At 40.1% G+C, this 14,234-nt stretch carries 9 protein-coding genes; 7 read left to right on the top strand and 2 right to left on the bottom strand.

Translation table 11 applies throughout. The features are described from left to right. Positions 1 to 3: 3 nt before the first annotated feature. Positions 4 to 261, bottom strand: a complete 258-nt coding sequence (gene atpC / locus ED557_13050; GenBank protein RNC80050.1) for an ATP synthase F1 subunit epsilon — start codon at positions 259 to 261, stop codon at positions 4 to 6. 19 nt (positions 262 to 280) lie between these two features. Then, positions 281 to 1,777: a F0F1 ATP synthase subunit beta gene (gene atpD, locus ED557_13045; GenBank protein RNC80049.1), complete on the bottom strand. Its 1,497-nt coding sequence runs from the start codon at positions 1,775 to 1,777 to the stop codon at positions 281 to 283. A gap of 228 nt (positions 1,778 to 2,005) precedes the next feature. Between atpD and ED557_13040 the strand changes: the two genes are divergently transcribed. From ED557_13040 to ED557_13010, 7 genes are all read left to right on the top strand, one after another. Continuing rightward, positions 2,006 to 2,707 (top strand): hypothetical protein, encoded by a 702-nt coding sequence (locus ED557_13040; protein RNC80048.1) that lies wholly within the window; start codon positions 2,006 to 2,008, stop codon positions 2,705 to 2,707. Between the two features lie 52 nt (positions 2,708 to 2,759). Then, positions 2,760 to 4,109, top strand: coding sequence for a serine protease (locus ED557_13035; protein RNC80047.1), 1,350 nt, complete (start codon positions 2,760 to 2,762; stop codon positions 4,107 to 4,109). Positions 4,110 to 4,195: 86 nt separating this feature from the next. Beyond that, positions 4,196 to 6,097 carry a mucoidy inhibitor MuiA family protein gene (locus ED557_13030; protein RNC80046.1) on the top strand — a complete coding sequence of 634 codons (1,902 nt, stop codon included), beginning with the start codon at positions 4,196 to 4,198 and terminating at the stop codon, positions 6,095 to 6,097. A gap of 80 nt (positions 6,098 to 6,177) precedes the next feature. After that, positions 6,178 to 7,548, top strand: coding sequence for a cell envelope integrity protein CreD (creD, locus tag ED557_13025; protein ID RNC80045.1), 1,371 nt, complete (start codon positions 6,178 to 6,180; stop codon positions 7,546 to 7,548). A 156-nt stretch (positions 7,549 to 7,704) separates the two neighbouring features. Beyond that, positions 7,705 to 9,027, top strand: coding sequence for a 16S rRNA (cytosine(967)-C(5))-methyltransferase RsmB (rsmB, locus tag ED557_13020; protein ID RNC80139.1), 1,323 nt, complete (start codon positions 7,705 to 7,707; stop codon positions 9,025 to 9,027). An 83-nt stretch (positions 9,028 to 9,110) separates the two neighbouring features. Then, complete coding sequence (locus ED557_13015) at positions 9,111 to 11,783, top strand: valine--tRNA ligase (protein ID RNC80044.1); 2,673 nt, start codon at positions 9,111 to 9,113, stop codon at positions 11,781 to 11,783. 147 nt (positions 11,784 to 11,930) lie between these two features. Further along, a complete protein-coding gene (locus tag ED557_13010) occupies positions 11,931 to 14,228 on the top strand; it encodes a hypothetical protein (protein RNC80043.1) in 2,298 nt (765 codons plus the stop codon). The last annotated feature ends 6 nt before the right edge of the window (positions 14,229 to 14,234 follow it).

Raw genomic sequence — 14,234 nt, 5'->3', positions numbered from 1 at the left:
GTGCTATTCTTCTACTACCGATTCAGCAAGAAGGGTAAGCTTGTTCTTTGCTACTTCCACAAATCCACCAGAGATATTGTATGAAGTATCACCATCTGATTTACGAACAAGAACGGTTCCTTCATCCAATGCAGAAACAATAGGAGCGTGATTAGCTTTTACTTCAAAACTTCCCATTACTCCAGGCATTTGAACACCTGATACATCTCCTTCAAATAGGGAGCCTTCAGGAGTCAGGATTTGAGCTTTAAATGTACTCATGAATCTTTACCTGCCTCGATTAAGCTTCTTCTGCAGCTTCTGCTAACATCTTCTCGCCTTTCTCAATGGCTTCGTCGATGCTACCAACCATGTAGAAGGCGTTTTCAGGAAGGTGGTCTAATTCACCTTCAATAATCATTTTAACACCTTTAACAGTATCGTCAATTTTCACATACTTACCAGGTGCTCCTGTGAACTGCTCAGCAACGAAGAATGGCTGAGAGAAGAAACGTTGTACACGACGAGCTCTACTTACAACCATTTTATCTTCATCAGAAAGTTCGTCCATACCAAGAATCGCGATGATATCCTGAAGATCTTTATAATTCTGAAGAAGGATAGTAGCTCTTCGAGCAGTATTATAGTGCTCTTCGCCTACCACCTTAGGATCAACGATTCTGGAAGTAGAATCTAGCGGATCTACCGCAGGGTAAATACCAATCTGTGTTAGTGCACGAGAAAGTACCGTGGTTGCATCAAGGTGAGTAAACGTAGTTGCAGGAGCAGGGTCAGTTAAGTCATCAGCAGGTACATATACAGCCTGAACCGATGTAATAGATCCTTTTTGAGTAGAAGTAATACGCTCTTGCATCGCACCCATCTCAGTAGCAAGTGTTGGCTGATACCCTACAGCTGAAGGCATACGACCTAATAGTGCCGATACCTCAGAACCTGCCTGTGTAAATCGGAAAATGTTATCAATGAAAAGGAGGATATCTCTGGATACTTCATCACGGAAATATTCAGCAACAGTAAGACCAGAAAGTGCTACTCGCGCACGAGCACCAGGAGGCTCATTCATCTGGCCAAATACCAGCGTAGCCTGTGATTCTTTTAATTTCTCTTCGTCTACTTTGGAAAGATCCCACTCTCCGTTTTCCATAGACTCTTTGAACTCATCCCCATAGTTAATTACCCCAGACTCGATAAATTCACGAAGAAGGTCATTTCCTTCACGAGTACGCTCACCAACACCAGCAAATACTGAAAGACCACCATGCTGCTTCGCGATGTTGTTAATCAGCTCCTGAATCAGTACAGTTTTACCTACACCAGCACCACCAAATAACCCAATCTTTCCCCCTTTTGCATAAGGGCAAAGAAGATCTACTACTTTGATACCGGTTTCCAACATTTCTGTTGAAGTTGCGAGTTCATCAAAAGAAGGAGCTTCTCGGTGAATTGGATACTTAGCTTTTCCTGCAGGATCTTTAATACCATCAATCGCTTCGCCCACTACGTTAAATAATCGACCTCTAATGTCCTCTCCAACAGGCATTGCAATAGCCTGACCAGTATCGATTACCTCCATGCCTCTTACTAAACCATCTGTAGAATCCATAGCAATAGTACGTACACGATCTTCTCCTAAGTGTTGAGCCACTTCGAGATACAGCGTAGAGCCGTCGGTAGGATTTTTAATGGTGAGAGCGTTAAGAATAGATGGGGTTGTTCCTTCGGAAAAATCAACGTCAACTACAGGTCCGATAACCTGGGCCACTGTTCCTTTATTCATGTGCGAAACTGCGATTTATTTTAAAATTTCTGAGTAATTAGTTTTCGAAAACTTGCACTGCTGCAAAGGCTGATAAAGATAGGCAGATATAGAAAGAGAGGCAATCATTTCATGCATGGTTTATTTCAAAACTCAGCCACTTTAATTATTTCTGCTTGCAACCATCTTCATAAAATCTTCATACATCATCGTTTTATTCGAGGCTTTTAAAATAACTATTCGTCTTTGATGCCATTTGTAGCTTATATACCTATTTCAACCACGCTCTTTTGTGTGTATTTCTTCTACGTGATTTACAATCACTGGAGGCAAAAACCTGAAGCTCTTTATTTAATGTGGTGGACCATAGGTGTAGTTACTTATTCTGCAGGTACAACCGTAGAAAGTCTTCACACTATTTTCGGATGGAACCCGATCCTTTTTAAAACCTGGTATATAGCAGGTGCTTTCCTTGGAGGAGTTCCGCTTGCACAAGGAACCATTTATTTATTGATGAAGAAAAAGACGGCTGATATACTCACTGCAATTCTCATTGTAGTACTCATCATCTCCATTGTGCTGGTCATTCTTTCTCCCCTGGATACAAGTGTAGTTTCTGAAAAGCTCAACGGAAATGTATTAGAGTGGAGTTTTATTCGTCTTATAACTCCTTTTGTAAATATCTATGCCGTTATCTTTTTGGTGGGAGGTGCGTTCTATTCGGCCTTCAAATACTTTGGAAATAATGAGTTCAAAGGTCGTTTCTGGGGAAATGTACTAATCGCTGTTGGAGGTATACTTCCCGGAATTGGGGGTACTGCCACAAAATTTGGATATACCTATGTGCTTTATGTCACCGAGCTACTGGGGATACTGTTAATCTTCTGGGGATACATGGTTATAAAAAATGACCGTTCTCTTTCAATACATCGAAACCAGGTTTCCACTTGATTTCTTTTTTGTCATATTTAGAAGCGCATTTTGAAATAGCGTTTCTTTTGTGATGAAAAAACTATTCCTCATTCTTAGTGTAATGTCATTGATGGTTTTTAGTGCTTGTACTCAGCTCTATACGACTACCATCAATGTTGAAAAACCTGCATTAGGTGATACTACAGAGGTATTCACTTACATTGCCGGAAAGGACATCTTTGGTGATATTGAAGTCATTGGTTCTATTGAAGTGAATACCAATTCTCAAAAAGACTGCAACATGCAGAAATTTGAAAACGATGCCCACGACATTGCCCGGGCTGCAGGTGGAAATGCCTTAATTGTTCAGGAAATCGATCTTCAATTTACCTGTCTGAATTTCACAGGACATATAGCAAAAATCACTTATGCAGAAGACACTGCGTTAATCGACCGAAAGAGTTTAAAGGAAATCTGGAGTAATCGATTTGATCCTATAGAAGGTATTTATGAAAGTACTGGGCCCAATTTAAAAAACATGGAGGTTGGGGTATTGAAAAATAATACAGGGGGCTATTCACTAATCTATTTGAATGGTACCGCTAATGAATACCGATCTTTATGGCGAGAAGGGAATCTTAAGGCAAAGCTATCAAATACAGGGGCGATCAACACCTTCAAAACAACCTGGCTAGAGCATAACAGAACCTACGACACCGGGTACCTGATTTCTTTTTCGGATGGCATAATGAGCCTTATTAATACAGAGTCAGAGATAAACCAGCCCTTCATCAAGATGTATCCCACTCAAAATTCATTTACATCTTCTTCAGGGTCTGGCTTTGCGATTTCTGAACAGGGCTATGTAGTTACAAATCATCATGTGGTGGAAGGAGCTGAAAGTATTACCGTTAAAGGTGTTAATGGAGATTTTAATCAACCATACGCCGCCGAGGTAATTGTAACGGATCAACGAAACGACCTGGCAATTATAAAAATCGATGTTGGGGATGTAGATATAGAGCCTATCCCCTTCCAGCTAAAGAGAGAACTCTCCCAGGTGGGCAATGAAGTATTTGTTCTGGGCTATCCTTTACGAGCTACCATGGGAGATGAACTGAAGCTAACCACAGGGATAATCAGTTCAAGAACAGGCTTCCAGGGAGATATTACCGCGTATCAAATCTCAGCTCCTGTTCAACCCGGTAACAGCGGAGGACCAACCTTTGATATGAATGGCAATCTAATCGGGATTGTAAATGCAAAGCACCTTGGAGCTGAAAACGCCAGCTACTCAGTAAAAGCAAACTACCTCATCAACTTGTTTGAGCTTTTACCTGAAGAAATGAGTTTAGAATTGATGAATAAAGCTGCAAATTCTTCTTTGGCTGACCTGGTTGAATCAGTAAGAAACCATGTTTACATCATTGAGGTGGATTAATCCACGCTAAATAATTTTGAGCATTTTTACACGGATTTACAAAGTGAAGCGTTACCCCTTCATCTTTTCAACTAATCCAACTCGTTATGCTCATTCTGTTACTATCAATTCTATTCTCAACTACTACTAATCCTTCCTCCGACTCTGTGCAAGTAGTTACAGAAATTGAAGAAGTGACTGTATTTAAAAGCCAGGCTCAAATCCAACGCCTTGGAAAAGTAGATTTACAGGTAGGCAAAAATACGCTTGTTTTTTCTGGTCTGACAGAAACCCTCATTAATCAAAGCGTTCAACTACGAGGAAATGGCTCTTATACCCTCCTCTCCATTACAACAAGACATAATTATTCAGAAAAGCCTTCTGTAAACCCAAACCTTGAAAACCTTCAAAAAAGAAAACAAGAATTGGAGCTTTCGATTCAACAAAAAAATGCCGACTTAAAGGTCATTGATCAAGGTATTGCGATGTTGGGCTCCACCCAGGAAATCATAAAGAATAATAAACTTACCGCAGCAGAAATTGAGCAGTTGCTCAAACTATATCAGCAAAATTTATCCGAATTACTTCAAGATCAGATTTCCATAAGAAATGAAATCGTAGCCATCCACGAAGAACTTTCGAGAGTAAATCTCCAGATCAATAATAGCTGGGAAGTTGAAAGAACCAGTTTCAAAGAAGTGATTGCAGAAGTTCAGACCAATAATCCTCAAAGCATCGACTTTACCCTTTCTTATCAGGTGTCCAATGCCGGATGGACACCGAGCTACGATATAAGATCCTCAGATATCGACTCACCTTTAGAAATCACCTATAAAGCGAATATTTACCAACGAACTGGTATTGATTGGGAAGATGTCAAGTTTACCATTAATTCTGGGGATCCAAGTTCGCGATCTACCAAACCCGAGTTATATCAAAATTATATCGGATACAACTCTTACAGAGGAATCCCTGGTGGTACTGCAAACGTTTTAAGAAGAGTCTCGAACGAACGGGGAGTTATAAAGGGAAAAGTGTATGATGTAGATGGTGAACTAATAGCAGGTGCTAGTGTGATGTTACCAGGATTGGCAATAGGAGATGTAACAGACCAAAATGGAATGTTTGAGATATCTGGAGTACCAAATGGCTTCTATTCGCTCTCAGTGATGTTCATTGGTTATGAAACCTCCACCGTTCGAATTAATATTTCTAATAACGGTCTTTATTTAGAAATACCTCTGGAATTTGGGGTAGTTGGTATGGATGAATTGTTTGTTAGAGGTTACACAAGTAATGAAGAACGCTCTGGTCTATTCACCACTGACGGATTTCCAAAACACAGATTCGCAGAGGAAAAAATAGAAGAGCCAACCTTTATTGATATAGTAGAAACTGCCAGTCAAACCAGTTTTAGTTATAGAATTGAAGTCCCCTATTCTGTTCCTTCTGATGGTAAAGCCCATACCCTGGAAATAAAAAATGAATTCATTGAGACGGATTATCTCTATGGTACGGTGCCCAAACTATCTGCTCATGCCTACTTGCTCGGTAACATCCCCGACTGGAACGAATTAAACCTGCTCGCTGGTGAAGCCAACATCTACTTTGATAATGGTTTTGTTGGAAGTACCTATTTAGACCCTGCTTCTTCCGGAGATACTTTATCGGTATCACTAGGTAAAGATGAACGGATTGTATTGGAACGAACTAAACTGAAAGACTTCTCTTCAAAAAATTTCTTCCGAAATAAAACCAGGGAACTGTTTACTTATGAAATCACTGTTCGGAATACAAAATCAGAACCCGTTTCAATAACTGTTGAAGATCAAATTCCGGTTTCTACTAATGAAGAAATCCAAGTATCAACAAAAGAACTGAGTAATGGTGACTTAAATGAGGATACCGGGATCATTGATTGGAAACTGGATATTGCTCCTGGAGAAGTAAAAACACTCAGGCTCAGCTATGAACTCGAATACCCTAAAGGGAAACGGATTGTTTACTAATATTCACACTTAATAAAGGAACCTAACATTTAGGTGAGGGTTAAACTCATTTCATTTCACCTAAACTAACCCTTACCCAAATGTCAGAACAAGAGAATCCTCTAAAACAAAGCTTCACTCAAAAGAATGGACTATTCTTAAAAATTACCCTAATAGTTTGCCTTACCTTGTTAATGTTAATCCCTGCCTCGATGGTCCGCGGATTAATTTCTGATCGAACCGAAATTAAAACAGAAGCCATTTCAGAAATCGGAGAAAAATGGGGGAAAGAGCAGACCGTAATCGGACCTATTCTTACCATTCCATACAAACGAATAATAAAGGTTCAAAAAAGTGCTACCAATGAATACGAATTCATAGAAAAGATTAACCAAATCCACATCCTCCCAGATGAATTAAAAGTTAATAGCCATGTAATACCTCAACGCTTAAATCGTGGAATATTTGAAGTAGCTGTATATGATAGCCAGACAACCTTCAAAGGATTTTTTGCTGATTTTAATCCCTCTTCGCTTGGCATAGCAATGAACGATCTTTTGCTTTATCAGGCATTTATTACTGTAGGTATTTCAGATATACGAGGAATAGACAAACAGGTAATTCTAAACTGGGGAAACGAAGACAAACCGTTTTCTGCTGGTTCAGAAATTATGGATAAGGGTTTAATAAGAACTGGGATTCATGCCACAACAGAACTCGAGAATAAGGGTCAATTAATCAAAGGGGCTGATTTTTCTTTTGATCTTAATTTAAAAGGAAGCGACCATATTTATTTCACTCCTGTAGGTAAAACTACCCAGGTAAGTATGAATTCATCATGGCCTTCTCCAAGCTTTAATGGAACATTTCTACCCAACACAGATGATAAACACATAAGCCAAGAAGGTTTTAAAACAAGCTGGGACATTATTGATTTAAACCGAAGCTATCCTCAGCAGTGGACAAATCAAAAACATGACATAAAGGCCTCAGCATTCGGTGTAGACTTTTTTATCCCAGCTGATAACTACCAACGTAGTGAGCGAAGTATCAAATATGCTATTCTATTCATCGGCCTAACTTTTTTGGTTTTCTTTTTTGTTGAAATCTTCAACAAGAAGGCAATACATCCTATTCAGTATACCCTTGTTGGTCTAGCTCTATGCCTTTTCTATACCCTACTGCTTTCTATATCTGAATACACATCTTTTGATATTGCCTACCTACTCTCCTCCTCGCTAACACTTTTATTGGTAGCTGGATATGTAAAAGCTGTATTGAAAAACACTCGTTTTACACTTCTGCTCTCTGGAACACTAATCGTACTCTATGGCTTCATATTCATAATCATACAAATGGAAAACCTGGCTTTATTAACAGGAAGTTTGGGATTATTCCTGATTCTGGGATTTGTAATGTATTTCTCTAGAAAAATAGATTGGTATAAGCTTAATTCAGAAGTAAAGTTGTGACTTTGTAGTAGCAAATCCCCTCTTAAAATTCTATCTTTGTCGTTCTTGAGCCGATCTAATCCATCGGCTCATTTTTATAGATATACACGATGAAAGGTGACTCAAAAAATCACCTTTTTTCATAGCAAGAACCTTACACTTTTAATCAGTACTCCAGTGGAAACCGAATTTTCAGAGCGCTCAGCAAGCATTGACATACTTATAGAATTTGATATCAATCGAAACCTGGATTATTCCATTGCGGATGAACTGGATACAAGAGAAAAAGCTCAGGTTCGAGAATACGTCCAAAACATTTTTCGTCGCCGAAGCTACCTGGATTTCTTAATCGACCATTATTCTAGCATTGCTGTAGATGAAATGAAGGCGGAGCTAAAGAATATTCTACGTTTGGGGATCTATGATATGTTATTCATGGATAGCACCCCTGATTATGCGGCTATTAATGAAGCCGTAGAAATCGCGAAATTTAAGTTAGGCTCAAAAACGGGTGATCTTGTAAATGCAATCATGCGTAACCTTCAGCGTGATATAGAGAATCTCCCAAAGCCTGCATATCCTGATCGAACCAAGCTAGTTGCTGCTACTTTCTCACATCCTGAATGGATGGTTGCCCGATGGAGTAAGCGTTTTGGTGAGCGCGAAGCTTTCCAGCTAATGCAGGCCAATAACACACGTCCCAACTACTATGTTCGTGTGAACACGCTTCGTACCAAACCAGAGAATTTTGAGCTCCGCATGGATAAGATGGGTGTTGAATTTGAAGAAAGTGAGTGGCTCCCAAATTTCTATAAAGTGGATTCTGTACAACCTTTCATTGAGAAGGGATTGCTGTTGAAAGGACTTTGCCAGGTTCAGGATATTGCTGCAGGACTGGCCCCTTTTGTGTTAGATCCCCAACCAGATGAAAAGATTTATGATCTATGTGCCGCACCTGGTACCAAATCGATTATGATCGCCGATTTAACTGAAGCGAATAGTGATATTCTCGCCGTGGATATTTCAGGAGAGCGATTGGAGAAACTAGCTGAAAGCGCACTTAGTTTTGGTGCCGAGAATATCAAAATCAGGCGTGGAGATGTACTTGAATTATCTCTCCCGCTCGCTGATGCCGTGTTACTGGATGCCCCTTGTACCGGAACTGGTGTATTAAGCAAACGAGCTGACTTACGCTGGAGAAGAGACGAAGAAGGACTTAAAAAGGCTGTGGAATTACAGGAGCAACTTCTTGAAGAAGCTGCAAATATGGTAAAACTAGGTGGCCGATTGGTTTATAGTACATGCTCTATTGAACCAGAAGAAAATATGGAGCAGGTGAACAAGCTTCTCGAAAAGATGGACGATAATTTCGTGCTTGAACCACTTGATGATTTTGTACCGGAAGAAGTACTTGCTGAAGATGGTAAGGCATATCAGACCTTTCCGCATATTCACGGATGTGACGGACATTTTGGAGTATTGTTGAAGCGAGTAAAGTAATTTTTGCTGCCACTAAATCTCAAAAACACGAAGGTAAATTTTCTTTTGTGCTTTAGTGCTTTCGTGGCAAAACTATACAGGCCATGATTAAAGAAATTCCATCAAAATATGATCCTACACAGGTTGAGGACAAATGGTACTCCTATTGGATGGATCATAACTATTTCCGTTCGGAAGTAGATCATTCCAAAGAGCCATTCACTATTGTGATCCCTCCTCCTAATGTAACGGGTGTTTTGCATATGGGGCATATGCTCAATAATACCATTCAGGATGTACTTACCCGAAGAGCTCGCATGCAGGGGTTTAATGCACTTTGGGTTCCGGGAACTGATCACGCTTCTATAGCTACTGAAGCAAAAGTGGTAAGAAAGCTACGAGAAGAAGGTATCAAAAAGAGTGACCTTTCCAGAGATGAATTTCTTAAACATGCATGGGAATGGACTCATAAGCATGGTGGAATTATTCTCGAGCAATTGAAAAAGCTTGGTGCTAGCTGCGATTGGGATCGTACTGCATTCACTATGGATGAAAAGTACTCGGAAAGCGTAATAGATACCTTTATCGATCTTTTCAACAAAGGTAAAATTTACCGTGGCGCCAGGATGATTAACTGGGACCCTGCTGCACAAACAGCTTTAAGCGATGAAGAAGTAATTCACAAGGAAGTCCAATCCAAACTTTATTACGTTCGATACCAGATTTCAGGGACAGAAGATTTTGTAACCATAGCCACAACTCGACCTGAAACCATTCTTGGAGATACCGCTGTTTGTATCAACCCAAAAGATGAGCGCTACACTCATCTGCATGGTAAGAAAGCAATTGTACCATTGGTAAATCGTGAGGTACCGATCATCCTTGATGATTATGTGGACACGGAATTTGGTACTGGCTGTCTGAAAGTTACCCCAGCACATGACGTAAATGATTACGAATTAGGTGAGAAACACCATCTAGAAACCATCAATATGATGAATGCAGATGGTACGATCAGTGAAGATGGCCAACTTTATACAGGAATAGACCGCTTTGAGGTTCGTAAACTGATATCCAAAGACCTTGAAGAAGCAGGAAATCTTGTACAGGTGGAAGATTACATGAACAAGGTTGGGTACTCAGAGCGAACCGATGTGGTAATTGAGCCCAGACTTTCTCTTCAATGGTGGGTATCTATGAAAGAGTTGTCACAGCCAGCTCTCGAAAATGTGATGAATGATAATATCCAATTCCATCCGGCTAAGTTTAAAAACACCTATCGCCACTGGATGGAGAATGTCAAAGACTGGTGTATTAGCAGGCAGTTATGGTGGGGACATCGTATTCCGGCTTACTACTATGGCGAAGGTGATGACGATTTTGTTGTTGCTAAGACTTTAGAAGAAGCTATTCAGCTGGCTCAGCAGAAATCAGGAAATGCCTCGTTAACTGGTGCGGATCTCTCTCAAGATGAAGATGTACTGGATACCTGGTTTTCGTCATGGCTATGGCCAATTTCGGTATTTGATGGATTCTATACTGAAGAAGAAGTCGACTATTATTATCCAACCAATGATCTGGTTACTGCACCTGAGATTATGTTTTTCTGGGTAGCACGTATGATTATTTCAGGCTACGAATACCGTGGAGATCTACCCTTCCGAAATGTTTACTATACAGGAATTGTGCGGGATAAGCTTGGTCGAAAAATGAGCAAGAGCCTCGGCAACTCTCCTGATCCACTTGAATTGATTTCAGAATATGGAGCAGATGGAGTTCGTATGGGAATGCTGTTCTCCACTCCAGCTGGTAACGATTTACCATTTGATCCATCCATTTGTGATCAGGGTAAAAAATTCTCCAATAAGATTTGGAACGCCTTCCGCTTTTTGACAATGAATATGGAAGACGGTGTAAGCTATGAGCCCACTCTTTCTATTGATTCTGATAATATTGCTGATCGCTGGATGATGGCCAGAATTCAACAGACTATCAAAGGAGTTGATGAAGACTTCCAAAACTATAAGCTTAATGATGCCCTCAAAAAGGTATACTCTTTAATTTGGGATGACTTTTGTGATTGGTATATAGAATTGGCCAAACCATATAATTACGGTGATTCTTTTGATACCCAAAAGATGAATGTAGCTCTTGGGTTCTTCGAGCAATTAATGAAACTCCTCCACCCTTTCATGCCGTTTATCTCAGAAGAAATATGGCAGTACATCCAGGACCGGAAGCCTGAAGAAGCACTGGTCATTTCTGATTGGCCTACATACAACGAGGCTTTTGACAATCAGGATGACATCACACTTTTCCAGACTATGCAGGAGATGATTTCCTCGCTTAGAAATATCAGAGCTGAAATGGGCGTGTCTCCTAAAGAACCGCTTGAAGTACTTGTAAAAACTAAGGATGATTCGTTAGCATCTTCTCTTTCGCAGAATCGTTGGGTTTTGGAAAAGCTTCAATCAATGCAATCTCTTGATATCTCAAAGAGCATCGAAAAACCTAAAGCATGCTCTTCTGCCATTGTTAATGGAAATGAATTATATGTACCTCTTGCCGGACTGATTGATGTTGACAAGGAAAAGGAACGTATCCAAAAAGAGATTGACAGAATTACTGGATGGCTAAAAGGTGTAAATGGAAAGCTCAGCAATCAGAATTTTGTTAATAATGCACCGGAAGCCGTTGTTGAAAACGAGCGAAACAAAAAGCGAGATGGGGAAGCAAATCTTGCTAAACTGCAAGAGCAATTGAAGGATTTCGAATGAAAACCCACCCCTGTCCCCTCCAGGGAGGGGAACTCTTTTTTTGGGTACCAAAATAGTCAAAGGATTTCCCCTCTTAAGAGGGGATTAAGGAGTGTGTCAGTAATGAGATGCTATCATTGAATAAGACCATAAGAATCGAAAAATGTAATGAAAACATTTTCTCTCCAGTCTGAAGAACCTCGCAATTCTCCCGATTTCCTAAAAGGGCTGAACAAGCAGCAATACGAGGCTGTTACCCACTCCAACGGGCCTCTACTTATTGTAGCGGGAGCAGGATCCGGAAAAACGAGAGTACTTACTTACCGCATCGCTTATCTACTTCAACAGTTTAAAGCAGCTCCTCATGAGATTCTGGCTCTAACCTTTACCAATAAAGCAGCCAGGGAGATGAAGGATAGAATCAAAAATCTCATTGGTGATAAAGCCCAAAAACTCTGGATGGGTACCTTCCACTCCATCTTTTCTAAAATCCTTCGTTTCGAAGCAGAGAAATTAGGCTACGGTAAAGACTTCACGATTTATGATACCAGTGATTCTGAAACAGTTATAAAGCAGATTCTGCAAGAACTGAATTTTGATCCCCGCGAGATCAAACCCAAAGCCATTCGGAATAAAATCAGTGATGCCAAGAACCAGTTAATTAACCCTGAGAATTATCAGGAACGCTTTGTAAGCTCTACCCTTGATGACATCACAGCCAGGGTGTATGCTATTTATGTAACACGCTTAAAGCAAAGTAACGCAATGGATTTCGATGATCTCCTTGTTAAACCTATCGAGTTATTCGAAGAACATCCTGACATCCTAGAAAAATATCAAGATCGTTTCAAGTATATCCTGATTGACGAGTATCAGGATACTAATCATGCCCAGTATAAAGTGACTAAAATGCTGGCTGATAAATACAAGAATATTTGCGTAGTTGGTGATGACGCCCAAAGTATTTACTCATTCCGTGGCGCCGATATAACGAACATCCTCTCTTTTCAAGAAGATTATGACAATGCCAAGCAAGTTCCACTAGAGCAAAATTACCGCTCCACAAGAGCTATTCTTCAATGTGCTGATTCCATCATTAAGAAGAATAAAAAACAACTTGAGAAGACTCTTTGGACGGAGAAAGAATTGGGAGAACCTATTATTCTTCTCAAAAACTATGATGACAGAGATGAAGCTAATCGTGTAGCTCAATATATCCTGGAGCTAAAAATGCGACATGGTTATAAAAACAACGAGTTCGCTATTCTTTATCGAACAAACTACCAATCCAGGGTATTTGAAGAAGCTTTACGAAGACATGATATCACGTATCAGTTGATTGGTGGTCTCTCCTTCTATCAGCGTAAGGAGATCAAGGACGTATTGGCTTATTTAACTTTGTTGGTTAACAAAAATGATGAGACAAACCTTATTCGAATCATTAATGAACCTTCAAGGGGTATTGGCAACAAGAGCATTAACGATCTTAGAAATACCGCCCGGGAGAATAGAGTATCTATCTGGAGTATGCTTGAACAGGTTGAACAAACAGATGTATATAAGCCTGCAAAAGTTCGAATCCGGGAATTTGTAAACATGATGAACAGCCTCAGCAAAGACTTAAAAGAAGGTAGGAGCCTTACTGAGGTGACCAGGGCTGTACTCGAACAAAGTGGCTATATGAAAGCATTGGTAGAGGAAAACTCACATGACTCTATGATGCGAAGAGAAAATGTACTAGAATTTCAAAACGCCATCTCCTATTACGAAAAAGGAACTTCTAATCCATCCTTAAGTGCTTTTCTCCAGGAAATCAGCTTAATAACGGATGGAGATAAATTCGACGAAAACAAACCTGCAGTAACTTTAATGACCGTTCATGGATCAAAAGGTCTTGAGTTCCCTGTTGTATTTGTAGTAGGATTGGAAGAGAATCTTTTCCCGGTTGGAGCAAGAGAGGGATTTGACGCAGACATAGAAGAAGAAAGGCGACTCTTTTATGTAGCCATTACCAGAGCTGAACAGAGACTTTATTTTAGCTATTGCCAAACCCGGTTCAAGTTCGGAGAAGAACAACAGCAACTGAGATCCCGGTTCTTAGATGAAGTAGACCCTGGTATCGTACGAACAGAGACAGGCGCCACAATTAGTCAAAAGAAAGACCGTTTCACAATCGACAATACATCCAAGGATACTAAAACCGGATTTGCTGAGATAGAATATGATTGGGACAAACCCATTACTAAGAAAACTACTTCTTCTGCTACTACAACCATACAATATGACTATCAAGATGGAGAAGACCCCTTCCAGGTTGGTGCACAAGTACACCATGCCAAGTTTGGACCTGGAAAAATAATCAGCAGGAGTGGATTAGGAATGGATGCAAAAGTTGTCGTATTTTTTAAATCAAGAGGTCAAAAAAAACTTATGTTGAGGGCCGCCCCTCTTCAAATCATCGAATAGACGGAA

Origin of the sequence: Balneola sp. (genome assembly GCA_003712055.1) — a bacterium.
Taxonomy (GTDB): Bacteria; Bacteroidota; Rhodothermia; order Balneolales; family Balneolaceae; genus RHLJ01.
Note: the sequence above shows the minus strand (reverse complement) of the source record. Positions and strands in the feature narration are given on the sequence as shown.

Excerpts from the sequence above, each read along its gene's own strand:
- ED557_13010 (RNC80043.1), top strand. The coding sequence starts at position 11,931 with ATGAAAACATTTTCTCTCCAGTCTGAAGAACCTCGCAATTCTCCCGAT.
- atpD (RNC80049.1), bottom strand. The coding sequence starts at position 1,777 with ATGAATAAAGGAACAGTGGCCCAGGTTATCGGACCTGTAGTTGACGTT.
- creD (RNC80045.1), top strand. The coding sequence starts at position 6,178 with ATGTCAGAACAAGAGAATCCTCTAAAACAAAGCTTCACTCAAAAGAAT.
- atpC (RNC80050.1), bottom strand. The coding sequence starts at position 261 with ATGAGTACATTTAAAGCTCAAATCCTGACTCCTGAAGGCTCCCTATTT.
- ED557_13035 (RNC80047.1), top strand. The coding sequence starts at position 2,760 with ATGAAAAAACTATTCCTCATTCTTAGTGTAATGTCATTGATGGTTTTT.
- ED557_13030 (RNC80046.1), top strand. The coding sequence starts at position 4,196 with ATGCTCATTCTGTTACTATCAATTCTATTCTCAACTACTACTAATCCT.
- ED557_13040 (RNC80048.1), top strand. The coding sequence starts at position 2,006 with ATGCCATTTGTAGCTTATATACCTATTTCAACCACGCTCTTTTGTGTG.
- ED557_13015 (RNC80044.1), top strand. The coding sequence starts at position 9,111 with ATGATTAAAGAAATTCCATCAAAATATGATCCTACACAGGTTGAGGAC.